This is a genomic window from Variovorax sp. Varisp53 (assembly GCF_059491555.1).
The window spans coordinates 3,362,080-3,387,388 of the sequence record NZ_CP168512.1 but is presented as its reverse complement, the minus strand read 5'-3'; the positions used below and the strand labels follow the sequence as shown (position 1 = coordinate 3,387,388).

The following is a 25,309-nucleotide window of genomic DNA, read 5'->3' as shown; positions in this document are numbered from 1 at the left end:
CCCGCCCCCGGTAGGGGGTTGGCGAAGCGACACGAAGTGCGCGCAGCCTGGGGGCGAGCCTCAATATCCGATCGTGTAGCGCTGGCGCGAGTGCGCCGGCTTTTCGAGTTCGTCGATGAACGCGATCGCGTAGTCCTCGAACGTGATCCAGCTGCGGCCTTCGGCGCTCACCAGCAGGTCGTCCTTGCCGAGGCGGAACTTGCCCGTGCGCTCGCCTTCGACGAACTCGGCGGAGGGCGACAGGAAGGTCCAGTCGAGTTCCTTCTCGTTGCGCAGCGCATCGAGGAACACGCCACCGGCCGAGGCTTCGGCGCGATAGGCGTCGGGGAAGTTCGGCGTATCGATCACCTTCAGGCCGGGTGCCGCGAACAGGCTGCCGGCGCCGCCGACCACCAGCAGGCGCTTCACGCCCGCGCGCTTCACGGGTTCGATGATGGCCGCAGGCGGCACGGTGGAGAAGTGCGCGGCGCTGAACACGGCGTCATGGCCGGCCAGGGCTTTCTCGAGCGCGGCGCCGTCGAGCACGTCGAGGTCGACGGCCTTCACGTTGGCGCGGCCCGCCAGCTTGGCGCTGGCCTTGCGCGCGATGGCCGTGACCGTGTGGCCGCGGCGCAGGGCTTCTTCGAGAAGGCGGCCGCCGGCGCGTCCGGTGGCACCAATGATGGCGATGTGGCTCATGAGGGACTCCTGTGAAAGATCGAAAGGATCGGATGGGATGAGCCGCATCTTAGGTTTCCGTTTTCGAAAGAAATACCTCGATTTGCGCGCTTGTTTATTCCTAAAATCGTTCGAATGGATCGATTGAATGCAATGCGCGTGTTCGTGAACGTGGTCGACTCGGGCAGCCTTTCGGCCGCGGCCGACAAGCTCGACCTGTCCCGGCCGGTCGTCACGCGCTACGTGGCCGAGCTGGAGCAATGGACCGGCGCGCGCCTGCTGCACCGCACGACGCGCCGGCTGAGCCTCACCGCCGCGGGCGAAGAACTGCTGCCGCGCTGTCGCCAGGTGCTCGAGCTCACCGGCGACATGCAGGCCGCGGTGCGACATCCGGCCGAGGCGCCGCGCGGGCAGTTGCGCATCACGGCCAGCACCTCGTTCGCCCAGGCGCAACTGGCCGATGCGGTGGCCGACTACGTGCGGCTCTACCCGGGTGTGGCTGTCGACCTGGTGCTGCTCGACAGGGCCGTGAACCTCGTCGACGAACGCATCGACCTGGCCATTCGCGTGGCCGCGGAGATCGATCCCAACCTGATCGCGCGCCGGCTCACCGACTGCCGCTCGGTCGTGTGCGCGTCACCGGCGTACCTGAAGGAGCACGGCCAGCCGCTGCGCGTGGAAGAACTGGCGCAGCGCAATTGCCTCACGCATTCGTACTTCGGGCGCAGCCTCTGGAACTTCACGCGCAAGGACACGGGGGAGCCGGCCTCGGTGGCCGTGGGCGGCAATGTCTCGGCCAACGATGCAGCCAGCCTGATGTGCCTGGCCCGGGCCGGGGCCGGCATCGCGATGCTGCCGACCTATCTGGCGGCGCCGCTGCTTCAGGAAGGGGAACTGGTGCGGCTCTTCGGCGATTTCGAGCCGCAGGTGGTGGGCATGTACGCGGTGTATGCCTCTCGCAAGCACATGCCGGCCGCGCTGCGCACGATGCTCGATTTCCTGGCCGCGCGCTTCACCGAAACGCCGGCCTGGGACACGCCTTAGTGGCGCGTGTTGGCGGCTGCGGCTTCGTTCATCAGCTTGTCGGTGTAGGCGATCGCCATGGCCGAGAACAGGAAGGCGATGTGGATCGCGGTCTGCGCGATCAGCACGCGGTCGGTGTAGTTGTCCGCGTTGATGAAGGTCTTCAGCAGGTGGATCGAGCTGATGCCGATGATGGCGGTGGCCAGCTTCACCTTGAGCACCGAGGCGTTCACGTGGCTCAGCCATTCGGGCTGGTCGCGGTGGCCTTCGAGGTCCATGCGGCTCACGAAGGTCTCGTAGCCGCCCACGATCACCATGATCAGCAGGTTCGAGATCATCACCACGTCGATCAGCGCGAGCACCACCAGCATGATCACAGTCTCGTTGAGCGTGCCCACCGGCGCCGTGGTCTTGTAGCCGATGCTGGTGACCAACGCCTGCAGCGCATCCTGGCTGCCGAAGGCGGCTTCGACCAGGTGCAGCAGTTCGACCAGGAAGTGCACCACGTACACCGCCTGCGCCACGATCAGGCCCAGGTAGAGCGGCAACTGCAGCCAGCGGCTCGCGAAAATCAGCTTGGGCAGAGGACGCAGCGGCGAACCACGGGCTGGTACGGGCGGGTTCCGGGTGTCGAAAGGATCGGTAGCGGACATTGGCGGGCGAGAGATGAAAGACCGCGGATTCTAGGTGTGCCCCTGTGTCGTACTCGTGATAACCCTGCGAACTAACATCGAACCCGTCAGTGACCCGTAAGTGCGGCCACCGACATTACGGCCGCACCCTCCAGGAGACAAAAAGCATGAGCAGCGCATCGAAGAACATTGAATCCGTCCTCGTCGAGAACCGTGTGTTTCCCCCTGATGCCCGCGCCACCGAAGGCGCCCGCATCTCCGGCATGGCCGCCTACGAGGCCCTGTGCAAGGAGGCCGAGGAGGACTTCGAAGGGTTCTGGACCCGCCTGGCCAAGGGCAACCTGCAGTGGACCAAGCCCTTCACGAAGACGCTGGACGAATCGAAGGCCCCGTTCTACGAATGGTTCGGCGACGGCGAACTCAACGCCAGCGCCAACTGCCTCGACAGGCACATGGGTACCCCGGTCGAGAACAAGACCGCCATCATCTTCGAAGCCGACGACGGCACCGTCACCAACGTCACCTACAAGGAACTGCTCGCCCGCGTGAGCCAGTTCGCCAACGCGCTGAAGGCCGCGGGCATCCAGAAGGGCGACCGCGTCGTCATCTACATGCCGATGACGGTCGAGGGCGTGATCGCCATGCAGGCCTGCGCGCGCATCGGCGCCACCCACAGCGTGGTGTTCGGCGGCTTCTCGGCCAAGGCGCTGCAGGAGCGCATCATCGATGCGGGCGCGGTGGCGGTCATCACGGCCAACTACCAGATGCGCGGCGGCAAGGAACTGCCGCTCAAGGCCATCGTGGACGACGGCATCGCGCTGGGCGGCTGCGAATCGATCAAGACCGTGTTCGTCTACGAGCGCACGCCCACCGCATGGACGCGCGTCGAGGGTCGCGACAAGACCTTTGCCGAGGCGCTGAAAGGGCAGGGCACCGAATGCGCCCCGGTGCCGGTGAATGCCGAGCACCCGCTCTTCATCCTCTACACCTCGGGCTCCACCGGCAAGCCCAAGGGCGTGCAGCACGCCACCGGCGGCTACCTGCTGTGGGCCAGGCTCACGATGGACTGGACCTTCGACATCAAGCCCGAGGACGTGTTCTGGTGCACCGCCGACATCGGCTGGATCACCGGCCACACCTACGTCGCGTACGGCCCGCTCGCGGCCGGCGCCACGCAGGTGGTGTTCGAGGGCATTCCCACCTTCCCGCACGCGGGACGCTTCTGGCAGATGATCGAGAAGCACAAGGTGTCGGTGTTCTACACGGCACCCACCGCGATCCGCTCGCTCATCAAGGCGGCCGAGGGCGACGAGAAGGTGCACCCGAAGAACTGGGACCTGACGAGCCTGCGCATCCTCGGTTCGGTCGGCGAGCCCATCAATCCCGAGGCCTGGATGTGGTACCACCGCAATATCGGCGGCGAGCGCTGCCCGATCGTCGACACCTTCTGGCAGACCGAGACCGGCGGCCACGTGATCACGCCGCTGCCGGGCGCCACGCCGCTGGTGCCGGGCTCGTGCACGCTGCCGCTGCCGGGCATCATGGCCGCCATCGTCGACGAGACCGGCAAGGACCTGCCCAACGGCGCCGGTGGCATGCTGGTCATCAAGCGGCCGTGGCCCTCGATGATCCGCACCATCTGGAACGATCCCGAGCGTTTCAAGAAGAGCTATTTCCCCGAGGAAATGGGCGGCACCATCTACCTGGCCGGCGACGGTGCGGTGCGCAGCGCCGACCGCGGCTACTTCCGCATCACGGGCCGCATCGACGACGTGCTGAACGTGTCGGGCCACCGCCTGGGCACGATGGAGATCGAGTCGGCCCTCGTGTCCAAGACCGACCTCGTGGCCGAAGCCGCGGTGGTCGGCCGTCCCGACGACGTGACAGGCGAGGCCGTGTGCGCCTTCGTCGTGCTGAAACGGGCCCGCCCGACCGGCGAGGAAGCCAAGCAGATCGCCAACGAACTGCGCAACTGGGTGGCCAAGGAGATCGGGCCCATCGCCAAGCCCAAGGACATCCGCTTCGGCGACAACCTGCCCAAGACGCGCAGCGGCAAGATCATGCGGCGCCTGCTGCGCAGCATCGCCAAGGGCGAGGCGATCACGCAGGACACCTCGACGCTCGAGAATCCGGCCATTCTGGAGCAGCTCTCGCAGACGAACTGACCAGCAGTGCATTAGTGCTGTAGGACGTGGCCGTTTATGCGGCCATTTGCGCCGAACAGGGCTCTTCGCTGAGGTAAAACTATCGGATCACCGCGCGCCTCGAAGCGCGCGGGTTTCCATGTGTTCGATCTTTCCGAAGGAGGCCCCCATGGGCGTGAGATCTGCTTTTCTTCTTGTCATCGTGCTGTTCATCGCAGCGCTCGCCGCGCTGAACTGGGGCACGCTGTCCGCACCCACCAACGTATGGCTGGGGTTCATGACCGTCTCGGCGCCGCTGGGCCTGATCATGCTAGGCCTGACGGTGGTGCTGGCTGCCTTCTTCCTCGTCTACGTGCTGTACCTGCACAGCTCGGTGCTGATCGAAACCAAACGCCACACCAAGGAAATGCAGGTCCAGCGCGACCTTGCGGACAAGGCCGAGGCCTCGCGCTTCACCGAACTGCGCAACTTCCTGGAGGCGCAGGAGAACAAGCACATGGCGCAGAACGCCGACCGGCAGGCGGCGATGCTGGCGCGCCTGGAGCAGCTCGAAACCGCAATCCGCCTGCGCTCGGACCAGACCGACAACACTGTGGCCGCGCACATCGGCCAACTCGAAGACCGCATCGAGCGCCGGCCGCTGCCGGTGGACATCAACCCGCAGGCGTGATACCCCCGGAACCTACTTCGTCGACAGCACCCAGGCTGCGAGCTTCCGGGCGTCGGCTTCGCTGACCTGATTGTTCGCCGGCATCGGCACCGGCCCCCATACGCCGGAGCCGCCCTTGACGATCTTGCTGGCAAGAGTGTCGACGGCACCCTTGTCGTCCTTGTACTTGGCGGCCACGTCCTTGAATGCCGGGCCGAGCACCTTGCGCTCGACCGCGTGGCAGCTCATGCAGTTCTTCGAGGTTGCCAGGGCCAGGTCGGCGAAGGCGGGCGCGGCGAGTCCGACAAGGCCGAGGCCGAGGGCTGCCGACAACAAGACTCTTTTCATGGGGCGTATTTCGTAAGGGCTGAGTTACATTCGACTCAACGCGATTGTAGGTAGCGCCGTGCACGTCGTACGGGTGCGTGCCAATACAACCCGGAGGGATTCGCGATGTGGTTTCTGGCGCTGGGCCTGCTTGGATTGGCCCTCAAGTATTTGGAAGTGGGCATGGTCGCCGGCTGGAGCTGGTGGATCGTGCTGTCGCCGTTTGCAATGGCCGTCGCATGGTGGGCCTGGGCCGATTCGTCGGGCTATACCAAACGCAGGGTGATCGAGCGGGAAGACCGACGCAAGCAGGATCGCATCGACCGCCAGAAGACCAACATGGGCATGAAGACCGGCAACGGGCAGCGCCGGAAGTAGGGCCCGCCCCCTGGCTGCGCGGCACTTCGCGTCCGCTTCGCCTTCCCCCCAGCCGGGGGCAACACCCGAGGCCCGGCGCAGCCGGTTCCTCGGTGTTTCACGCAACAGCCCCGATCAGAACTTGTCGAGCACTGCGCCCGAACTGGCGCTGGACGCATTGAACGCGAACTTCGCCTGCACGCCGCGCGTATAGCGCGGTGCCGGTGCCTTCCAGCCTTCGCGGCGCTTCGCGATCTCGGCTTCGGGCACGTTCAGTTCGAGCACCAGCTTGTGGGCATCGATGGTGATCGAGTCGCCTTCGTTCACGAAGGCGATGGTGCCGCCGGCGGCCGCTTCGGGCGCCACGTGGCCGACCACCATGCCCCAGGTGCCGCCGGAGAAACGGCCGTCGGTGATCAGGCCGACGCTTTCGCCGAGGCCCGCGCCGATCAACGCACCCGTGGGTGCCAGCATTTCCGGCATGCCCGGGCCGCCCTTGGGTCCGAGGTAGCGCAGCACCATCACGTCGCCGGCCACGATCTTGCCGGCCAGGATGGCCTGCAGCGCCGACTGCTCGTCGTCGAACACGCGCGCCGGGCCGGTGATGACGGGGTTCTTCAGGCCGGTGATCTTGGCGACCGCGCCTTCGGGCGAGAGGTTGCCCTTCAGGATGGCGAGGTGGCCCTCGGCGTACATCGGCTTGTCGATCGGGCGGATCACGTCCTGGTCGGCGCGTGGCACGTCGGGCACGTCCTTCAGCACTTCGGCAATCGTCTGGCCCGAGATGGTGATGCAATCGCCGTGCAGCAGGCCTGCGTTCAGCAGCACCTTCATCACTTGCGGAATGCCGCCCGCCTTGTGCAGGTCGACCGCGAGGTACTTGCCCGAGGGCTTCAGGTCGCACAGCACCGGCACCTTCTTGCGCATGCGCTCGAAGTCGTCGATGGTCCATTCGACTTCGGCCGCGTGCGCGATCGCCAGGAAGTGCAGCACCGCATTGGTCGAGCCGCCGGTAGCCATGATCACGGCCACTGCGTTCTCGATGGCCTTTTTGGTCACGATGTCGCGCGGCTTCAGGTCTTTCTTGATGGCTTCGATCAGCACCTTGGCCGATTCCTTGGCCGAGTTGGCTTTTTCGTCGTGCGGATTGGCCATGGTCGACGAGTAGGGCAGCGAGATGCCCAGCGCCTCGAAGGCGCTGGACATGGTGTTGGCCGTGTACATGCCGCCGCACGAGCCGGTGCCGGGAATGGCGCGCTTCTCGATCTCGTGCAGGTCTTCGTCGCTCATGTTGCCCGCGGCGTTCTGGCCCACAGCCTCGAACACGCTCACGATGTTCAGGTCTTGCCCCTTGTAGCGGCCGGGGAGGATGGTGCCGCCGTACACGTAGATGGCCGGCACGTTGGCGCGCAGCATGCCCATCAGGCCGCCGGGCATGTTCTTGTCGCAGCCGCCGACCACGAGCACGCCGTCCATCCACTGGCCGCCGACGCAGGTCTCGATGCAGTCGGAAATGACCTCGCGGCTGACCAGCGAGTACTTCATGCCCTCGGTCCCCATGGCCATGCCGTCGGAGATGGTGGGCGTGCCGAACACCTGTGCGTTGCCGCCGGCTTCCTCGATGCCGGCGATGGCAGCGTCGGCCAGCTTCTGCAGGCCCGAGTTGCAGGGCGTGATGGTGCTGTGGCCGTTGGCGACGCCGACCATCGGCTTCTTGAAGTCGCCTTCCTCGTAGCCCATGGCGTAGAACATGGAGCGGTTGGGCGCGCGGCTCTTGCCTTCGACGATGTTGGCGCTGCGGCGGTTGATCTGGATCGGCTTGGTGTCCATGGTGTCTCTTCTGTCGTGGGGATCGGGGGGAGCCCAAGTATCGGACTTCTGATTGATTGGTTCCAATCCATTTTCAAGCACGGATTGATATGCTCGGCATATGAATGAAGCCCTGATCGACCTGCGGGCCTGGCGCCAGTTCGTCGCCGTGGCCGAGGAACTGCACTTCGGCCGCGCCGCGCTGCGGCTGCACATGACACAGCCTCCGGTGACGCAGGCCATTGCCCAGCTCGAGAAGACGCTGGGCGTGGTGCTGTTCGACCGCACGCGAAGACGCGTGGCGCTCACGCCCGCCGGCGAGGCCCTGCTGCCCGACGTGCGCGAGCTGCTGGCGCGCGCGCAGGCGCTTCCCGCGCGGGCACGGGCGGCAGCGGCGGGGCAGGTGGGGCGGGTGCGCATCGCCTTTGTCTCGACGGTCGGCTTCGAGCAGCTGCCGGCCTGGGTGCGCGAGTTTCGCGTGCTGTGCCCGGAGGTTGCGCTCGAACTGGTCGAGGCCACCGGCGACGTGCAGCTCGAAGCCTTTGCGCGCGGCGAGATCGATGCCGGGCTGATGTTGCATTCGCCCGGCGCGGCGCCGCCCGGCCTGTCCCGCCTGCCGGTGGAAGAAGAGGGGCTGGTGCTGGCCCTGCCGGCGCAGCACCGGCTTGCCCGCGCACGGCCCGTGCCGCTGGCGGAGGTGCTGGCCGAGCCGCTGGTGATCTTTCCGCGCCGCATCGTGCCGTCGCTGCACGACGCGGTGTTCGACCTCTATCACGCAGCTGGCCGAGTGCCTCAGGTGGCACAGGAGGCGATCCAGATGCAGACCATCGTCAACCTCGTGTCGGGCGGCATCGGCGTGGCCTGGGTGCCGCACAGCGTGATGCAGTTCCGGCGCGCAGGCGTCGTCTACCGGCAGGCCGGCGAGTTCAAGGGCGTGGGCCGGCGCCGCGTGGCGCTGCCGGCTTGTGAGACGAGCCTCGTATGGCCGGCGCAGGCCGCGCATCCGGCGCTGGCGCGGTTCGTGGCGTTCGTGCGCGAGCGCACGGCGGAGGCCAAGCAGGGCGCAGGGTCCGCTCGCTGACCAGCAAATTCGCAGAACACCGCGGAACCGGCTTTGCCGGGCCGCTGGTGTTGCCCCCGGTAGGGGGAAGGAGAAGCGACACGAAGTGCGCGAAGCCTGGGGGCGAGTCATTTGCAGCGGGCACAATCTGCGGATGCTCATGTATCCGCAGATCAATCCCATCGCCCTGCAACTCGGGCCGGTGGCCATCCACTGGTACGGCCTGACCTACCTGGCCGCGTTTGCGCTGTTCTATTTTCTCGGCACGCGCCGGCTGCACCATGAGCCGTACCGCTCGCTGGTGGGCGCGGGGGTGTGGCAGCGCAAGGACATCGAGGACATTCTTTTTCTCGGCGTGATGGGCGTCATCGTCGGCGGGCGGCTGGGCTACTGCCTGTTCTACAAGCCAGAGTTCTATCTGACGCATCCGCTCGAAATCCTTTACGTGTGGCAAGGCGGCATGAGCTTCCATGGCGGACTGCTCGGCGTGATCGGTGCCATGGTCTGGTTCTCGCGTTCGCGTGCGCGGCCGTTCTGGCAGGTGATGGACTTCGTCTCGCCCTGCGTGCCGACCGGGCTTGCAGCCGGCCGCGTGGGCAACTTCATCAACGGTGAACTGTGGGGCCGCTTCAGCAGCCCCGATCTGCCCTGGGGCATGGTGTTTCCGCAAAGCGGATCGATGCTGCCGCGCCATCCCTCGCAGGTCTACCAGTTCCTGCTCGAGGGGCTGTTGCTCTTCGTGGTGATGTGGCTCTATGCGCGCAAGGAGCGCAAGCAGGGGCAGGTGGCCGCGGTGTTCCTCATCGGCTACGGCGTGCTGCGCTTCGTGGCCGAGTACTTCCGCGAGCCCGACGACTTCCTCGGGCTGCGCGCGCTGAACCTGAGCCAGGGGCAATGGCTCAGCGTGCCGATGGTGATCGCCGGCATCGCGCTGTGGTTCTGGTTCGGCCGCGCCAACAACAAGACCGCCACCGCGCGAGCGTGAGGTCGTTCAGCCGGAAGCTTGCAGGGTAAGTCCCAACCGCGCAGGGCGTGCGCGGCTCTTGCGCCAAATGCCCGGCAGGCTCAGAATTACGCGTAATTACAGGAAATTATGCGATTCCCATGCGCCTGGTTCCCAACTCCCTGCACGACGAAGTCGCTGCCACGCTGCGCGAGCAGATCTTCGACGGCACGCTGGCGCCCGGCAGCTTCGTGGACGAGGTGGCGCTGTGCGAGCGGCTCTCCATTTCCCGTACCCCGTTGCGCGAGGCACTCAAGGTGCTCACCGCCGAGGGCCTGCTGCGGCACGAGCCGCGGCGCGGCTGCTTCGTCAACGAGGTGACCGAGCGCGATCTCGACGAAATCTTTCCCGTCATCGCGCTGCTCGAGGGCCGCTGTGCCTACGAGGCCGCGCGCAACGCCAGCGACGCCGAGCTGAACGAACTCGATGCGCTGCACGAGCGGCTGGTGCGCCACGCCAGGGCGCGCCGCATCAACGACTACTACGCCACCAACCACATCATTCACGAGGCGATCATCAAGCTCGCCGACAACAAGTGGCTGGCGCAGGTGATCGGCGACCTGCGCAAGATCCTCAAACTCGCGCGGCTGCAGCAGCTGCATGCGCCGGGGCGGCTCGACCAGAGCCTGTCCGAGCACCTGGCCGTGTTCGCGGCGCTCAAGGCGCGCGACAGCGAAGGCGCCGACGCCGCCATGCGCACGCACATGACGCGCCAGCGCGAGGCGCTGCGTGAAGTCGCGCGCCAGCAGAAATCCAGGGTAATGCCGTGACCGCCGAACGCGCCATGCCCGCCCCCTCAAGCATTGGAGTGCCCTGATGAGTGCGACCGAATGGTTCCAGGCGCGGCTGCGTTCTGGCGAAAAGTCCAAGGTGCCGGTGGCGTCCGAAGGCGCCGCCAAGGGCGCGTCGAAGAGCGCGCCCAAGCCCAGCGCACGTTCCACAGCCGAGCGCCTGCAGGCCACGCTGCGCAAGGCCGACGAAGCCTTGTCGCCGCGCGCGCTGCGCCGCGTGCTGGCCGACCTGCAGGCCGTGATCGATCCGCGCGTGAGCGAGGTCGAGGGCGGCCGCCGCGCGCATGCCATCGCCGACGCCTATCGCGCCGCCACGCCCGAGGAGCGCCGCGACTACTGGGCCCTGATGAGCGAGCATTTCGCTGCCGACGCGCAAAAGCTCGAGACCGCCCGCAACCAGCACCAGGCTGCCGTGGGCACGCCCGACGAAGGCCAGGCCGAGCTGCGCCTGCGCCGCGCGCTGGTGTCGCCGCGCATGCGCCTGCTGCAGCGTTTCGCGGTCGAGCCTGAAGGCATGCGCTTCCTGGTCGATCTGCGTGCCGACCTGCTGCCGTGCCTGAAGGCCGACAAGCGCCTGCTCGCGCTCGATGCCGAGCTGGAGCACCTGTTCTCCACCTGGTTCGACGTGGCCTTCCTCGAACTGCGCCGCATCGACTGGGACTCGCCGGCCTCGCTGATCGAGAAGCTCATCCGCTACGAGGCGGTGCACGACATCAAGAGCTGGTCCGACGTGAAGAACCGGCTCGACGACAGCGACCGCCGCTGCTACGGCTTCTTCCATCCGCGCCTGCCCAACGAGCCGCTGATCTTCGTCGAGGTGGCGCTGGTCGACCGCATCAGCGACGGCATCACGCCGCTGCTCGACGAGGCTGCCGTGCCCGTGCTGCCGGCCAGGGCCACCACCGCCATCTTCTATTCGATCAGCAACACGCAGAACGGCCTGCGCGGTGTGAGCTTCGGCGACTCGCTCATCAAGCGCGTGGTCGAGACGCTGCAGGACGAACTGCCGCGCCTGAAGACCTTCGCCACGTTGTCGCCCATTCCGGGCTTTCGCACCTGGCTCGCGAAGAATGTGGTCGACCTGCTGCCGCGCCTGGACGAGAAGCGCGAAGCCGAGCTCGGCCGCCTCGTCGGCTCGCTGCCGCCGACCGCCGAGCGCCTGCTCGCCGCGGCGGACTCGGCCGCCACCTTCGACGCGAAGTCGCCGTTGCGCCAATGGCTGATGCAGGCCGCCGCCGAATACCTCGGCCGCGCGCTGGTCGACGGCACGCCGGCCGACCCGGTCGCGCGCTTCCACCTGGGCAACGGCGCCCGCGTGGAGCGCCTGAACTGGGCCGGGGACCCGTCGCCCAAGGGGCACAAGCAGTCGTACGGGCTCATGGTCAACTATCTCTACGACCTCAAACGCCTGGACAAACATCGCACCTGGCTGGCGGACGGCAAGGTGGCAGTATCGGGAGACATCGAAAGCCTGTACTTCAAAAAAGGCTGATGGCGTTCGCAGGCCGGTGGCAAACAGTACGCCGGACACCGCATCGGGCGGCAAGATCCACAACGACAAACTGGAGATGAGACAAATGAATCCAAGCTTTCAACGCCGCGACGTCTTGCGCGCGGCTGCCGCCGGTGCGGCCGTTCTCTGCGGTGCTGCCCGGGCCCAGCAGGGCTGGCCGACGAAGCCGGTGACGATGATCGTGCCGTTCCCGGCCGGCGGCGGGACCGATGCGTTCGCGCGGCCGCTCTCGGGCCAGTTCTCACGCATCGCGGGGCAGACGCTGGTCATCGACAACCGCGGTGGGGCAGGGGGCACGCTGGGCGCGAGCATCGCCGCCAAGGCGCCGGCCGACGGCTACACGCTGTTCATGGGCGCGGTGCACCACGCGATCGCGCCGTCGATCTACCCGAAACTCGACTACGACCTCGAGAAAGACTTCGTGCCGCTGATGCTGCTGGCCAACGTGCCGCAGGTGGTGGTGATCAACCCGAAGCGCGTGCAGGTCAACACGGTCCAGGAGTTCATCGCACTGGCCAAGCGCAACCCCGGCAAGTTCAACTACGGCTCGGCCGGCTCGGGCACCTCGCACCATCTCGCGGGCGAGCTGTTCAAGCTCCAGACAGGCACCTTCATTACCCATATTCCGTACCGCGGCGCGGGCCCGGCACTGTCCGACCTGATCTCGGGCAACGTCGACCTGATGTTCGACGGCCTGGGCTCCTCGGCCCAGCACATCAAGAGCGGCCGCATCAAGGCGCTGATGGTCGCGGGCAGCAAGCGCAACCCCGCCTTCCCCGACGTGCCCTGCGCCGCCGAGGTGGGCCTGCCCGACTACACCGTCACCACGTGGTACGGGCTGTGGGCACCCAAGGGCACGCCAGCCGAAGCGCAGGCGCGCGCGATCGACGACATGAAGAAGGCGCTCGCCACCGATGACCTCAAAGCCATCTGGGCCCAGAACGGCTCCGAGATCCCGAACCTCACCACCACCGCCTATGGCAGCTTCGTCAATGCCGAGATCAAGCGCTGGGCCGCAGTGGTGAAGGCATCGGGCGCCAAGCTCGAATGACTGACAGCTGCATTTCGCTGCGCCGGGAAGGCGCCATCGCGGTCGTCATTTTGTCGAACCCGGGGCGCCTCAATGCCATGACGCGCGCCATGTGGCGCGAGCTGCGCGCCGTGTTCGACGGCCTCGGCGGTGACGACGATGGCCTGCGCTGCGTCGTCGTGCGCGGCGAGGGCGCAGCCTTCTGCGCGGGTGGCGACATTTCCGAATATCCGTCGTTCCGCTTCGAAGAGCCGAGCCTGCGCGAGTTCCACGAGAACGAAGTGTGGGCCGCGCTGCAGGCCATGCTCGACTGCCCGCTGCCGCTGGTCGCGCAGATCGAGGGCGCCTGCATGGGCGCGGGCGTCGAGATCGCGAGCTGCTGCGACATCCGCCTGGCCGGTGCGTCGGCGAAGTTCGGCGCGCCCATCGCCAGGCTCGGTTTTCCGATGGCACCGCGCGAAGCCGCGCTGGTTCATGGCGCCGTCGGCGACGTGCTCGCGCGCGACATGCTGCTGGCCGCCGGCGTGCACGGTGCGCAGCGCCTGTACGACGCGGGCTTTCTGCTGCAGGTGCTGCCCGACAACGAAGTGGCGCTCGCGGTGCAATCCCATGCTGCGCGCATCGCCGCGCTCGCCCCCCAGGCCGCACGCCTGCACAAGAAGACCTTTGCCGCGCTGCGTGCCGGCGCCCCATCCGCTCACGGCCTGCTTGCCAGTGCCTATGACTACGCCGACTCCGCGGAGCACCGCGAAGGCATCGCCGCCTTCCTCGCGAAGCGGCCCCCGAATTTCTGAAGAGAAGAAACCGTCCGATGAAGAAGACCGCCAACGCCAACCTGTTCGCCGCCTTGCGCGCGGCGTTTCCCGCCGACCTCGACCGCATCGCCGTCGAGACCGACAACGGCCTGTTCTACTCGTGGCGCGACATCGAGCGCGCCAGCGCCATGATCGCGAACCTGCTCGACGCGCTGGGCCTGGAGAAGGGCGCACGCATCGCGGTGCAGGTCGAGAAGTCGGTCGAGGCGATGCTGCTGTACCTCGCCACGCTGCGCGCGGGCTATGTGTTCCTGCCGCTCAACACCGCCTACCAGAGTGCCGAGATCGAATACTTCATCGGCAACGCCGAACCGGCCGTGGTGGTGTGCACCAGCCGCAATGCCTCGTGGGTCGCGCCGATTGCCACCGCGGCGGGTACGAAGCACGTCTTCACGCTGGACGACGACCGCACCGGCACGCTGCTCGAAGTGGCCGCGCAGTGCAGCGACCGGCACACGGTGGCGCAGCGCAAGGCCGACGACATGGCCGCCATCCTATACACCAGCGGTACCACGGGCCGCAGCAAGGGCGCGATGCTCACGCACCGCAACCTGCTGTCGAACGCCCAGGTGCTGAAGGACTACTGGGGCTGGACCGAAGGCGACGTGCTGATCCACGCGCTGCCCATCTTCCACGTGCATGGCCTGTTCGTGGCGCTGCACGGCGCGCTGATCAATGGCAGCAAGATGCTGTGGTTCTCGAAATTCGAGCCGAAGCGCGTCGTCGCGAAGCTGCCCGAAGCGACGGTGTTCATGGGCGTGCCCACGCTGTACGTGCGGCTGCTGGCCGAGCCGGGCCTCACGCGCGAGGCGGTGCGCAACATGCGGCTGTTCGTCGCGGGCTCGGCGCCGCTCTTGATCGAGACCTTCGACGAATGGCGCGAGCGCACCGGCCACACCATCCTCGAGCGCTACGGCATGAGCGAGACGGCCATGCTCACGTCCAACCCCTACAGGCCGGAGCAGGGCGAACGCCGCGGCGGCACCGTCGGCTTTGCGCTGCCGGGCGTGCAGCTGCGCGTGCGCGACGACAGCGGCCGCAGCTGCGCCACCGACGAGATCGGCAACATCGAAGTCAGCGGCCCCAACGTGTTCGCGGGCTACTGGCGCATGCCCGAGAAGACGAAGGAAGAGTTCACCGCCGACGGCTTCTTCAAGACCGGCGACGTGGGCAAGATCGACGGCCGGGGCTACATCACCATCGTCGGGCGCAGCAAGGACCTGATCATCAGCGGCGGCTACAACGTGTACCCGGCGGAGATCGAGGGCTACATCAACGAGATGGCCGGCGTGGCGGAAAGCGCCGTGGTCGGCGTGCCGCACCCCGACTTCGGCGAGGTGGGCGTGGCCATCGTCATTCCCAAGGCAGGCTCCTCGCTCGATGCCGATGCCATCGTGGCCGAGCTCAAGTCGAAGCTCGCGAACTTCAAGATCCCCAAGCGCTGCTTCGTGGTGCCGGAGCTGCCGCGCAACACGATGGGCAAGGTGCAGAAGGCGCTGCTGCGCGCTGAGCACAAGGGGCTGTTTGCCGCCTGAGACTGCCTACGAAGCGGGCGCGAGCCCGTTCATCAGCCCGCTACCCGCGTGGCAGTTGACGTACTCGTAGCTCTGCTCGTCGGCCTTGAGCACCGACACCTCGTGGTACACGCGCAGCTGCAGCTGAAAGTTCAGCGCCTGCACGTAGCGCATGAAGCTGCCGAAGATCGCGACGTGCGTGGGGTGCGACTCGGCCCAGCGCTCCATGTCGGCCAGCGAGCGCCAGTAGCTCAGGCCGAATGATTTCTGCAGCGGCGCGCCTTGCGCGTCGAGGTGGCGCATGTAGCGGTTGCTGTAGCAGCCGATGCCTAACCCCTGGTCGCGCAGGAAGTCCATGCCTTCGCGCAGCACCGGCTCCATCTCCTGCAGGTAGAGCGTGCGTTCCTGGCCGGTGGTGTCGGTCCATTCCTGGCCCGAGCGGATCATCGCGACGTTCTCGTGGCCCGCGATGCGAACGCGCTGTCCCGGCGCCGGCGTGCCCGCGATCACCGCGCGCGTGCCCGAGGGCGCCATCGCGTCGGTCTGCGACAGTGGAATGCGGTCGCGCATCGAACCCCAGTAGCCGTGCTCCTGCAGCTCGCCGCTGACCCCGCCCATCACCATACCGACCCCTTCGAAGCGGTCGGGTGTGTTGAACATGGTCTCGAAGTGCTCGACGCGCGGCGAGGCGATTTCGCGGAAGTAGCCCAGGCCCTCCGCGAGGCGCTCGTCGGAGCGCCACCAGGCATCGACCGCGGGCGTCGCGCACCAGCGCGCGTAGGCGGCTGGGTCGCTCCAGTAGGCGATGGCGATCATGTTGTCGAAGCCTTCGGCATCGACATGGTGCGTCAGGTCGTGATGGCCGGGGCCGTCGGGCAGCGCGAAGTCGCGCGCGATCTTCATCAGCGCGGCGCAGGCCCGGCCTTGCATTTCGGGGCCGCGCGACTGCACGCCGAAGTAGCCCATCACGACCTGCTTCACCGAGATCGGGGCCCGCGCCGACCACACGGGGTAGGGCGGCACGTAGTCGTCTTCCACGCGGCGGTGGCGCGTGCGGGGGCACTTCAGGTGCTCGTCGATAGCGGATTCCATGGCGTGCCTCCGGGGATTCAGGCGACGACCGCTTCGGGAACGCTGAGTTCGGGTTCGGGCGATGACGCCTGCTGCACCACCACCGGCTCGCGGCGCGTCTTGTTGAGCAGCAGCTGCGTGACGTCGGGCCGCGAGTAGTGGCCGCTGGGGTCGGCGGCAGCCTTGGCGAGCGAGATCATGCCGAGGTCGATGTCCGCAACGACCAGGCCTTCCTCGTCTTCCGCCAAGGGCGTGCCCAGCGGCGAGCCGTCGGGTGCGTAGATGCGCGCATAGCCGCCGCCGGTGCGCAGCATCTGCTGCTTGCCGGCATCGGTGCACATCAGTTCGCTCATGGCCTTCGACACGGTGGCGCAGGGCGCGATCACGAAGCACTGGCCCTCGGCCGCATAGACCTGGCTCGCGGCGTTGTTGACCTCGGGGCCCAGCGCGTAGGCCGCGCCGCGGTACAGCGAGAAGCTCGGCCATGCGCCGCAGTGGATCTGCTCGTTCTGCGAATACATCGCGTACTTGCTCAGCGGCTGCAGGTGCTCCCAGCAAGAGAGCGAGCCGATGTTGCCCAGCGGCGTCTGGACCACGGCGAGGTCGGAGCCGTCGCCTTCCCCGAACACCGTGCGTTCGACGTGCGTGGGCTTGAGCTTGCGCCGCGTCTGCACCGTGTTGCCCTGGTCGTCGATGAGCGCCTGTGCGATGTAGAGGCTGCCCGCGGCCTTCTCGCTGTAGCCCAGCGACACCCAAATCCCGAGTTTGCGCGCGGCCTCTTTGACGCGGTCGAACTCGGCCGAACCGACCACCAGCGAGTTGTCGTGGTAGCGCTGCACGAACTGCATGCCCCAGGCCGGCGAGTCGAGCCAGATCCACCACGGGTAGCCGGGCACCCAGGTCTCGGGGAAGGCGATGAGCTTCACGCCCTGTCTGGCGGCTTGCGTCATCAAATCGATGGTCTTGTCGATGGTGCCGTCGAGGTCGAGGAACACGGGGGCGGCCTGCACTGCGGCAACGCGCAGCTTGGGATGGACGGTGGTCGGCATGAAGCTTCTCCAGATGCAATGAAAGTAACGGGGCGTGGGCCGCAAGCACCGGGTTTGCGCTGTGGCATGCGGGTTGCTTGAAGCGTAGATTCGCGCCGCCGGAACGCCTTGACCCGGTTTGGCGGCGTTCTTGTTCCTGCGTTGCATGCCTTTGCAGCCAGGCTTTCCGAGGAACCCCCGATGACCCAGTTGCTCAGCACCGACGCCGTCCCGCGCGACCAGCGGCTCGCCTACTGGACCGACATGATCTGCAACGTCTACGTGCAGCTCGGTTGCGACCCGGTGCGCGAGGGCGAGGCCGGCGATTTCGAAGGCAGCATCCGCCAGCACACGCTGCCCGGGCTCGATGTGTCGGTCGTCACCTCGGGACCGCAGAAGGTGATGCGCACGCCGGGGCATATCTCGCATTCCAGCGACGACTACTTCCTCGTGAGCATCCAGGCGCGCGGCCAGGGCGTGGTGCGGCAGGACGGCCGCGACGCGGTGCTGTCGGCCGGCGACTTCGCGCTGTACGACAGCACGCGGCCCTACCAACTGCTGTTCGACCAGTCCTTCGAGCAGATCGTGCTCAAGCTGCCCGGCGAGCGCCTGCGCAGCGAGTTGCGCGACACCGAGGCGCTGACGGCCACCACGGTTTCGGGGCGCGAAGGCGCGGGGCACCTGTTGCTGGGCATGATCCGCACGCTGCGTGAGGACATCGACACGCTGCAGCCGGCCTCGGCCCTCGCGGTGGCCAACGGCGTGCAGAACATCCTGGTGGCCGGGCTGCAGACCTTGCCGGCGGCGAGCGCGCCATCGCTGAGCAATCTCGCGGCTTACCACCTCGCGCGCGTGAAGCGGCGCATCGACGAGCAGCTGGCCGACCCATCGCTGTCGGTGAGCACGCTGGCAGCCGGGCTGGGCGTGTCGGTGAGCCACATCCACCGCGTGTTCAAGAGCGAGCCGCTCACGCCCTCGCAGTACATCTGGGAGCGCAGGCTGGAGGCATGCAGCCGCGACCTGCTGGAGCCGCGCCTCGCGGGCCGCCCCGTGGCCGACATCGCCTACGGCCGGGGATTCAACGACGCGGCGCATTTCAGCCGCGCGTTCAAGGAGCGCTTCAGCTGCTCGCCGCGCGAATGGCGGCAGCAGCGCACGCAGTAGCGACGAAGAAAACTACTGCACCAGCAGCACCGTGGTGTTCGTCTCGGCGATCACCTTGGTGGCGACCGAGCCCATCAGCGCGCGGCCGAAGATGCCATGGCCGTGGGTGCCGAGCACGATCAGCCCCGCTTGCGCTGCAGTGGCCGACTTGAGGATTTCCTCGGCCACGTGGCCGTGGCGCGATTCCACCGTGTAATTACTCACGCCGCTCTCGGCGAACAGCGCCTTCACGGGGTCGAGCACCTTTGCACTTTCCTCCGCGTAGTAGTCCGCGACGATCTCCTTGCTCAGGTGGCGCGAGACGTGGCCCGAGATGCCGGTGCACACGTTCACCACCACCAGCTGATGCCCGTCCACGAACATGCCCCGGTTGGACAACAGGTAATCGAGCGCCTTGCGGGTGTAGGCGCTGCCATCGACGGCGATGAGGATTTTCATGAGGCCGTTATACGGCGCGGTCCTGCGCGCCGCAATGGGACGGACCTCGGGCGCGAAGGGCCTTTTCGCCCGCCCGACGGATCAGCCGTGCAGCCCCTTCCAGAGCATGTAGGCCGCCAGCAGGTACAGGATGCTCGCGAACACGCGCTTGAGCTTCCTCACCGGCAGGCTGTGCGCGGCCTTCGCGCCCAGCGGCGCGGTGAACACGCTGCAAATGGCGATCACCGCCAGCGCGGGCAGCCAGATGTAGCCGAAGGAGCCCGCCGGCAGGCCCTGCACCGACTGGCCGCTGACCGCATAGCCCAGCACGTTCGCCACCGCGATCGGAAAGCCCAGCGCCGCGCTGGTCGCCACCGCGTTGTGGATCGACACGTTGCACCACGTCATGAACGGCACGCTGATGAAGCCGCCGCCCGCGCCCACGAGGCCCGAGATGAAGCCGATCGCACCGCCCGCCGCGAGCTGGCCGCCCGCACCCGGCATCTGCCGCGTGGGCGCGGGCTTCTTGTCGAGGAACATCTGCGTGGCCGAGAAGCCCACGAACAGCGCGAAGAAGATGGCGAGCGCCGTGCCCTTGAGCAGCGCGAACACGCCGAGGCTGCCCGCGAGGCTGCCGATGACGATGCCGGGCGCGAGCCGCCGCACGATGTCCCAGCGCACCGCGCCGCGTTTGTGATGTGCGCGCACGCTCGACACCGACGTGAAGATGATCGTCGCCATCGAGGTCGCGATCGCCATCTTTACTGCGAGGTCGGCCGGCACGCCGCGATGGCCCATGATGATCGTGATGAACGGCACCATCAGCATGCCGCCGCCGATGCCCAGCAGGCCCGCGAGAAAACCGGTGCCCAGGCCCAGGGCGGCGAGTTCGGCGATCAGGATGGGGTCGAGCAGGGCAGCGAAGTTCACGGGAAGGTCAGGCGAGGGGAGTTTGGAAAAAGCAACGGCCCCGTGCAGTGAATGCAGGGGGCCGTGGCAGGAATAGGTGTCTGCAGGTGATGTGCCGGACCCGCATCCTGAACCAGGGTTCAGGTGGGCGAGGGCAGCAGGACTTCGGGTTCATCTGACGCGAGATGATCACGCCCGTCGAGCGATGTACCAAGCCCGGCTCCGGAGAGCATTGGAACAAGGAAATATTAAGCCCGACACAGTCTGCAGACGGAGTGGATTTTACGCTTCGTCTGTCCCTCTGCGGGATTCATTCAGAGTAAATGTCCATCGCCGGCCAGGGCCTGATCGAGTCTTTGAATGAGTTGCGCGGCCTTCGGGTCTGTGTCGCCGCTGTCCGCTGTGGCGGCAACGGCGGGCGCCGCCATTGGCACGGCTGCGGCCTGCTGCTGTGCCGCCAGATCGAACGCCAGGTTCAGCGAGGCCAGCACCGCGATGCGATCGCGGGCCTTGACTTTTCCCGCATCGCGGATCTTGCACATGGCCGCGTCCACGCGTTCGACGGCTTCGCGTAGCTGCGCCTCGCCGCCATCGGGGCAGCCGAGCAGATAGCTCTGGCCCATGATCTGTACTTCAATCTGCTTCATGCGGGGGAATCTTCGGAAGGTGGTTCAGCCGGCAGCCGTTCGAGCAGGGCGTCGAGGCGCGTGCGAGCCGCGGCGAGGCGCGATTTCAGGCCGTCGCGTTCGCGCGTGAGCGCATCGACCTGCTCCTGCAGCAACGCATTGGTGCGTTGCACCTCTTCGTGACGCACGAGCAGTCGTTCAACACGCTCGGCGATCTGATCGATGGGGCTGGAGGCGGGCATGGTTGGCGATTGTAGTTTCACGGGGAGGCGGTCCCGCCGAGGCCGGGCGCGGCACCTTCGTGGCATGGATTCTGCTGCCTTCCAGTTGCCTTTCAAACTCCCAGAAGCAACCAATGACCACGAAGAGCAACACTTTATTCAGCCGGCGTGACCTTCTCACGCTCATCGGCAAGACCGCGGGAGGCGGTGCGATGTACCAGGCGATGAGTTCGCTGGGTTTTGCTGCCGAGTCCAACTACGCGGGGCCGCCCCGGCTCGACGGTGCGAAGAAGGGCGCATCGGTGCTGATCCTGGGCGCTGGCCTGGCCGGCATGGCCGCCGCGCTCGAACTGCGCAATGCCGGGTATTCCGTCAAGGTGCTCGAATTCAGCCAGCGCGCGGGCGGCCGCTGCTGGACACTGCGCGGCGGCGACACCTTCACCGAACTGGGCGGCGCGGTGCAGCATTGCGGCTTCGCCGAGGGCGAGTACTTCAACCCCGGGCCGTGGCGCATTCCCTACCACCACCATGCGGTGCTCGGCTACTGCAAGCGGCTGGGCGTGGCGCTCGAGCCCTTCGTGCAGGTCAACTACAACGCGCTCGTGCATTCGAGCAAGGCCTACGGCGGCAAGCCGCAGCGCTACCGCCATGTGCAGGCGGACTACCAGGGCTATGTGGCCGAACTGCTCGGCAAGGCCTCCTCGCAGGGCAGCCTCGACACGGCGCTGACGAAGGAAGACAAGGAGAAGCTGCTCGAGGGCCTGCGCCGCTGGGGCGCGCTCGATACGCAGTTCCGCTACCGCGAAGGCACCATCAGCAGCGACCGCCGCGGCTACGAAGTCGATGCGGGCGGCGGCCTCATGCCGCTGGCCAAGCCCTCGAAGCCGCTGGACATGAGCGAGCTGCTGCAATCAAACCTTTGGCGTTACATCGCGAGCGGCCAAGACTACGAATTCCAGAGCGCGATCTTCCAGCCCGTAGGTGGCATGGACATGATCGCCAAGGCCTTCGCCAAAGAAGTCGGCAGCCTCATCCGATACGGCGCGAAGGTCACCAGGATCGAGCAGAACGACCGCGGCGTCACCGTCACCTACACCGACGAGGCCAAGGGCGGCGCAATCACGCAGGCCAAGGCCGACTGGTGCCTGTGCACCATTCCGCTGTCGGTACTCAGCCAGATCGACATCCAGGTCGGCAGCGCGATGCAGGAGGCCATCAACGCCGTGCCCTATGGCGCATCGGTGAAAGTGGGCCTGCAGTTCAAGCGCCGCTTCTGGGAAGAAGACGAGCACATCTACGGCGGTATCAGCTACACCGACTTGCCGATCTCGCGCATCTCGTACCCCTCGACGCGCTACGGCGCCAAGGGCAAGGCGGTGGTGCTCGGCGCCTATGTGTTCGACGGCCCCAACTCCTATGAATTCACCGCCATGGCGCCCGAGGAGCGCGTGCGCCGCGCGGTCGAGTTCGGCACGCAGTTGCATCCGCAGTACGCGAGCGAGTTCGACAACGGCATCTCCGTCGGCTGGCACCGCGTGCCGGGCACGCATGGCTGCTACGGCATGTGGACCGACGAGACGCGCGCCAAACACTACAAGAACCTGTGCCAGGTCGACGGGCGCATCGCGCTCGCGGGTGAACACGCGTCCTACATCCCGGCGTGGCAGGAAGGGGCCTTGCTCTCCTCGCTGGACGCCATCCAGCGCCTGCATGCCCGCGCGGTTGCCGCGTAGCCGCCGAGTGAAGGACATACCCACCATGAACAACTGCAAGACCATGATGAGTTTTTTCAAGCGCGCGCTGCTCGCCGTTTCGCTCGGGGCGCTGGCCGCGACGGCCCTCGCGCAATCGCCGGAGCCGGCGTTCTCGGTCGGCCCGAAATTCCAGGAGCTGTCGGGCGAGTCGATCTACCGCGCCACCTGTCAGGGCTGCCACATGGCGCAGGGGCAGGGCGCGAAAGGCGCGGGGACTTACCCGGCGCTGGCCTCCAACCCGAGGCTGGCGGCACCCGAATACCCCCTCTACGTGGTGCTCAATGGCCAGAAGGGCATGCCGGCCTTCGGCAAGATGCTGAGCGACGAGCAGATCGCCGCGGTGGTCGGCTATGCGCGCACCCATTTCGGCAACCAGTACCCCGAGGCGATTCCCGCCGAGACCGTCAAGAAGCTGCGGCCTTGAGATCTTTTTTTCACTCACCCGTGCAGAGACAACACCCATGACCATGCCCCCCCTCGCAAGGAAGCTGGCGCTCGCCGCCGCCCTGTCCACCGCCGCCGCAGGCGCCGCCCATGCGGCCGACGACGTCATCCGCCATCGCATTCCGAACTCCACCTTCCCGATCTCGGCGGCGGTCGAGGTACCGGGTTCCTTCACGAACGTTTACCTCTCCGGCCAGGTGCCGCCGCTGCAGGACGCGACGCAACCGAAGAACAGCGCGGCAGCCTACGGTGGCGACACCAAGGGCCAGACCGTCGGCGTGCTCAAGGCCATCGAGAAGAGCCTCACGGGCCTTGGCCTGACGATGGGCGACGTGGTGAAGATGCAGGTGTTCCTGGTCGGCGACCCGGCCAAGGACAACAAGATGGACTTCGCCGGCTTCATGGAGGGCTACACCCAGTTCTTCGGCACCACCGCGCAGCCCAACCTGCCGTCGCGCTCGGCCATGCAGGTCGCGGCGCTGGCCAATCCGGCCTACCTGGTGGAGATCGAGGTGGTCGCGGTGCGCCGCGCCAAGCCGGAAAAGCCGGAGAAGTAAGAAAGGGGGAAGCCGGCGCGCTATTCGCTCAGCCGCACGTAGGTGGCGAGCAGCGCGCTCTTCGCTGCAACGCCCAGTAGCACCGGGTTGGCCGCGCTCTCGATCACCGGCAGCCGCTCGCCCAGGTGCTCCAGGAAGCGCTGCAGCGCTTCGCCCAGGCCGGTGTCGGCGGTCAGCGGCAGGATGGCCTGCGAGAGCAGGGCGCCCGCGGTCGTCTCGATGGGTGCCATACCAAGAGCCGACAGCGGCACCACGCCGAGATAGCGGTTGTCCGCATCGACCACGTACAGATACTTCACGGGGTGCTGCAGGAAGAGCTTGCTCATCGCCTCGCGGTCCGCCTCGGGCCTGACCACCGTTTCGGCTGGCTGCACCAGGTCGCGCATGTGCAGCCCGCGCAGGCGCATCTGCGCGTCGCGCTGTTCGTTGCGGCGCAGGGTGATCTCGTACATCGAGCCGGCGTTGGCCGAGCGCGCGACGAAATACGCGATGACGCTCGCCGCCATCAGCGGCAGCATGACCTGGTAGCTCAGCGTCATCTCGAAGATCATCAGGATCGCCATCAGCGGCGCCTGCGTCGCGCCCGCCAGGAACGCACCCATGCCGACGATGGCGTAGGCGAACGGCGCCGAGCTTGCGGCCGGCCACAGCGCCTGCACGCCCTGGCCGAACAGCGCACCCACCATGCAGCCGAAGAACAGCGCCGGCGTGAACACGCCGCCCACCGCGCCCGAACCGGCCGTGGCCAGCGTGGCGACGGCCTTGGCGGCCAGCACCATCGCGATCAGCGTCCACGCCCAGGGCGTGTGCAGCACCGCATTGACCACGCTGTAGCCGTTGCCCCAGACCTCGGGCACGGGCACAGACACCACGCCCATCACCAGCCCGCCCAGGGCCAGCCGCCACGGCAGCGCCAGCGGCAGCCGCGAGAACAGCGCGCGGCTGCCCTGCAGCGCACGCAGGAAGCCGATCGCCGCAAAGCCCAGCAGCACGCCGAGCACGCAGAACAGCACGACCTCGGCGCCATGGATCTCCGGGAACGCCGGCATCTTGTAAGGCGGCTGGTAGCCGGGCAGCGCCCGCATCGCCACATTGGCGACCACCGAGGCGATGATGATCGGCCCCACGCTCTCCATTGCGATCGAGCCCAGCACGATCTCGGCGACGAAGAAGGCGCCGGCGATGGGGGCGTTGTAGGCCGCGGTCAGGCCCGCCGCCGCGCCGCAGGCCACCAGCAGCCGCAGCCGCTCGACCGGAAAGCGGAACACCCGCCCCAACAGCGAAGCCGCCAGCGCCGCCAACTGCACCATCGAGCCCTCGCGCCCGATGGAGCCGCCGCTGCCGATGCTCACCAGCGACGACGCGCTGCGCACCAGTGTCTGCGCTACCGGGATGCGTCCGTCGCCGAGCACGATGGCTTCCATGTAGTCGGAGGTGGCGCTGCGCTGCGCGACGCGTTTCGCCAGCACGAGCAGCAGCCCGGCCACGAGCCCGCCCAGCGTGGGGCAGGCAATGCGCGCCCACCACGGCAGGTGCTTGGCCGTCGCCACCAGCCCTTCGCCCGGCCCGAGCACCAGGTGCTCGAAGGCAAGGAGCGCCGCGCGGAAGACTTCGGTCGTCAGCGTGCCCAGCAGGCCGGCCCCGATGGACCACAGCAGCATCGACTGCCAGCCCGAGACACCGAAGAGACGCTGCAGCGCCGAACGAAGATCCAGGAAAACCGAGGCGGGCCGCATCATGGCCGCCGATGTTAGCGGCGACCGCAACTTTCGAATTAACGAGCTGCCGGCAGGC

26 protein-coding genes are annotated in these 25,309 nt (G+C 67.2%); 15 read left to right on the top strand and 11 right to left on the bottom strand.

All coding sequences use genetic code 11. From position 1 onward, the window contains the following. Window positions 1–60: 60 nt before the first annotated feature. Window positions 61–678, bottom strand: coding sequence for an NAD(P)-dependent oxidoreductase (locus tag ACEOAB_RS15860; protein ID WP_056592453.1), 618 nt, complete (start codon window positions 676–678; stop codon window positions 61–63). 114 nt (window positions 679–792) lie between these two features. Here ACEOAB_RS15860 and ACEOAB_RS15855 point away from each other — a divergent pair, with 114 nt between their 5' ends. After that, the gene (locus ACEOAB_RS15855; RefSeq protein ID WP_056592456.1) at window positions 793–1,701 is read left to right on the top strand and encodes a LysR family transcriptional regulator; all 909 of its coding nucleotides are present in this window, start codon (window positions 793–795) and stop codon (window positions 1,699–1,701) included. Here ACEOAB_RS15855 and ACEOAB_RS15850 read toward each other — a convergent pair. Continuing rightward, on the bottom strand, window positions 1,698–2,333 hold the full coding sequence (locus ACEOAB_RS15850; RefSeq protein ID WP_056592458.1) for a YqhA family protein: 636 nt from the start codon (window positions 2,331–2,333) through the stop codon (window positions 1,698–1,700). The genes ACEOAB_RS15855 and ACEOAB_RS15850 overlap by 4 nt on opposite strands. Window positions 2,334–2,479: 146 nt before the next feature. On the opposite strand from ACEOAB_RS15850, the gene acs reads away from it, so the two are divergent. After that, a complete protein-coding gene (gene acs / locus ACEOAB_RS15845) occupies window positions 2,480–4,477 on the top strand; it encodes an acetate--CoA ligase (protein ID WP_056592461.1) in 1,998 nt (665 codons plus the stop codon). A 148-nt stretch (window positions 4,478–4,625) separates the two neighbouring features. Then, window positions 4,626–5,126, top strand: coding sequence for an SPFH domain-containing protein (locus ACEOAB_RS15840; RefSeq protein WP_056592464.1), 501 nt, complete (start codon window positions 4,626–4,628; stop codon window positions 5,124–5,126). 12 nt (window positions 5,127–5,138) lie between these two features. On the opposite strand, the gene ACEOAB_RS15835 is transcribed toward ACEOAB_RS15840, so the two are convergent. Next, on the bottom strand, window positions 5,139–5,453 hold the full coding sequence (locus ACEOAB_RS15835) for a c-type cytochrome (RefSeq protein WP_007829749.1): 315 nt from the start codon (window positions 5,451–5,453) through the stop codon (window positions 5,139–5,141). A gap of 105 nt (window positions 5,454–5,558) precedes the next feature. Between ACEOAB_RS15835 and ACEOAB_RS15830 the strand changes: the two genes are divergently transcribed. Continuing rightward, window positions 5,559–5,810 carry a TIGR04438 family Trp-rich protein gene (locus tag ACEOAB_RS15830; RefSeq protein ID WP_007829747.1) on the top strand — a complete coding sequence of 84 codons (252 nt, stop codon included), beginning with the start codon at window positions 5,559–5,561 and terminating at the stop codon, window positions 5,808–5,810. Window positions 5,811–5,924: 114 nt separating this feature from the next. Here the strand turns inward: ACEOAB_RS15830 and ilvD are convergent, their stop codons facing one another. After that, the gene (ilvD, locus tag ACEOAB_RS15825; protein ID WP_056592467.1) at window positions 5,925–7,619 is read right to left on the bottom strand and encodes a dihydroxy-acid dehydratase; all 1,695 of its coding nucleotides are present in this window, start codon (window positions 7,617–7,619) and stop codon (window positions 5,925–5,927) included. Window positions 7,620–7,719: 100 nt separating this feature from the next. On the opposite strand from ilvD, the gene ACEOAB_RS15820 reads away from it, so the two are divergent. The 7 genes from ACEOAB_RS15820 (at window position 7,720) to ACEOAB_RS15790 (ending at window position 15,345) form a co-directional block, all read left to right on the top strand. Beyond that, window positions 7,720–8,679: a LysR family transcriptional regulator gene (locus ACEOAB_RS15820; protein WP_056592470.1), complete on the top strand. Its 960-nt coding sequence runs from the start codon at window positions 7,720–7,722 to the stop codon at window positions 8,677–8,679. A gap of 133 nt (window positions 8,680–8,812) precedes the next feature. After that, a complete protein-coding gene (gene lgt, locus ACEOAB_RS15815) occupies window positions 8,813–9,643 on the top strand; it encodes a prolipoprotein diacylglyceryl transferase (protein WP_056592473.1) in 831 nt (276 codons plus the stop codon). 119 nt (window positions 9,644–9,762) lie between these two features. Next, window positions 9,763–10,431, top strand: coding sequence for a GntR family transcriptional regulator (locus ACEOAB_RS15810; RefSeq protein WP_056519164.1), 669 nt, complete (start codon window positions 9,763–9,765; stop codon window positions 10,429–10,431). Between the two features lie 46 nt (window positions 10,432–10,477). After that, window positions 10,478–11,944, top strand: a complete 1,467-nt coding sequence (locus ACEOAB_RS15805; protein WP_056592479.1) for a malonyl-CoA decarboxylase — start codon at window positions 10,478–10,480, stop codon at window positions 11,942–11,944. Window positions 11,945–12,029: 85 nt separating this feature from the next. After that, entirely contained in the window at window positions 12,030–13,016 is a 987-nt protein-coding gene (locus ACEOAB_RS15800) for a Bug family tripartite tricarboxylate transporter substrate binding protein (protein ID WP_056594331.1), read from the top strand. Next, the gene (locus ACEOAB_RS15795; RefSeq protein ID WP_056592482.1) at window positions 13,013–13,789 is read left to right on the top strand and encodes an enoyl-CoA hydratase/isomerase family protein; all 777 of its coding nucleotides are present in this window, start codon (window positions 13,013–13,015) and stop codon (window positions 13,787–13,789) included. The genes ACEOAB_RS15800 and ACEOAB_RS15795 overlap by 4 nt, the downstream gene beginning before the upstream one ends. A 17-nt stretch (window positions 13,790–13,806) precedes the next feature. Further along, window positions 13,807–15,345 (top strand): malonate--CoA ligase, encoded by a 1,539-nt coding sequence (locus ACEOAB_RS15790; protein ID WP_056592485.1) that lies wholly within the window; start codon window positions 13,807–13,809, stop codon window positions 15,343–15,345. 6 nt (window positions 15,346–15,351) lie between these two features. Here the strand turns inward: ACEOAB_RS15790 and ACEOAB_RS15785 are convergent, their stop codons facing one another. Continuing rightward, window positions 15,352–16,416 carry a phenylacetaldoxime dehydratase family protein gene (locus tag ACEOAB_RS15785; RefSeq protein WP_056592488.1) on the bottom strand — a complete coding sequence of 355 codons (1,065 nt, stop codon included), beginning with the start codon at window positions 16,414–16,416 and terminating at the stop codon, window positions 15,352–15,354. A gap of 17 nt (window positions 16,417–16,433) precedes the next feature. Beyond that, entirely contained in the window at window positions 16,434–17,444 is a 1,011-nt protein-coding gene (locus tag ACEOAB_RS15780; protein ID WP_056592491.1) for a carbon-nitrogen hydrolase family protein, read from the bottom strand. Window positions 17,445–17,624: 180 nt separating this feature from the next. Between ACEOAB_RS15780 and ACEOAB_RS15775 the strand changes: the two genes are divergently transcribed. After that, complete coding sequence (locus tag ACEOAB_RS15775) at window positions 17,625–18,587, top strand: AraC-like ligand-binding domain-containing protein (protein ID WP_056592494.1); 963 nt, start codon at window positions 17,625–17,627, stop codon at window positions 18,585–18,587. A 12-nt stretch (window positions 18,588–18,599) separates the two neighbouring features. On the opposite strand, the gene ACEOAB_RS15770 is transcribed toward ACEOAB_RS15775, so the two are convergent. The 4 genes from ACEOAB_RS15770 to ACEOAB_RS15755 all read right to left on the bottom strand — a co-directional run bounded on the left by ACEOAB_RS15770 (window position 18,600) and on the right by ACEOAB_RS15755 (window position 20,781). Beyond that, complete coding sequence (locus ACEOAB_RS15770) at window positions 18,600–19,025, bottom strand: universal stress protein (RefSeq protein WP_007829729.1); 426 nt, start codon at window positions 19,023–19,025, stop codon at window positions 18,600–18,602. An 81-nt stretch (window positions 19,026–19,106) separates the two neighbouring features. Beyond that, complete coding sequence (locus ACEOAB_RS15765; protein ID WP_056592497.1) at window positions 19,107–19,934, bottom strand: sulfite exporter TauE/SafE family protein; 828 nt, start codon at window positions 19,932–19,934, stop codon at window positions 19,107–19,109. A 293-nt stretch (window positions 19,935–20,227) separates the two neighbouring features. Beyond that, complete coding sequence (locus ACEOAB_RS15760; protein WP_056592500.1) at window positions 20,228–20,560, bottom strand: cell division protein ZapA; 333 nt, start codon at window positions 20,558–20,560, stop codon at window positions 20,228–20,230. After that, the gene (locus ACEOAB_RS15755) at window positions 20,557–20,781 is read right to left on the bottom strand and encodes a hypothetical protein (RefSeq protein WP_007829722.1); all 225 of its coding nucleotides are present in this window, start codon (window positions 20,779–20,781) and stop codon (window positions 20,557–20,559) included. Before ACEOAB_RS15755 ends, ACEOAB_RS15760 begins: the two co-directional genes overlap by 4 nt. Window positions 20,782–20,894: 113 nt before the next feature. Here ACEOAB_RS15755 and ACEOAB_RS15750 point away from each other — a divergent pair, with 113 nt between their 5' ends. From ACEOAB_RS15750 to ACEOAB_RS15740, 3 genes are read left to right on the top strand one after another with little or no spacing between them, the layout of a single operon-like run. Then, window positions 20,895–22,493, top strand: a complete 1,599-nt coding sequence (locus ACEOAB_RS15750) for a flavin monoamine oxidase family protein (protein WP_056592503.1) — start codon at window positions 20,895–20,897, stop codon at window positions 22,491–22,493. Between the two features lie 25 nt (window positions 22,494–22,518). Continuing rightward, window positions 22,519–22,938, top strand: coding sequence for a c-type cytochrome (locus ACEOAB_RS15745; protein ID WP_235507953.1), 420 nt, complete (start codon window positions 22,519–22,521; stop codon window positions 22,936–22,938). 37 nt (window positions 22,939–22,975) lie between these two features. Further along, the gene (locus ACEOAB_RS15740; RefSeq protein WP_056592507.1) at window positions 22,976–23,515 is read left to right on the top strand and encodes a RidA family protein; all 540 of its coding nucleotides are present in this window, start codon (window positions 22,976–22,978) and stop codon (window positions 23,513–23,515) included. Window positions 23,516–23,535: 20 nt separating this feature from the next. On the opposite strand, the gene ACEOAB_RS15735 is transcribed toward ACEOAB_RS15740, so the two are convergent. Then, window positions 23,536–25,254 carry a ClcB-like voltage-gated chloride channel protein gene (locus tag ACEOAB_RS15735; protein ID WP_413749642.1) on the bottom strand — a complete coding sequence of 573 codons (1,719 nt, stop codon included), beginning with the start codon at window positions 25,252–25,254 and terminating at the stop codon, window positions 23,536–23,538. Window positions 25,255–25,309: the final 55 nt, after the last annotated feature.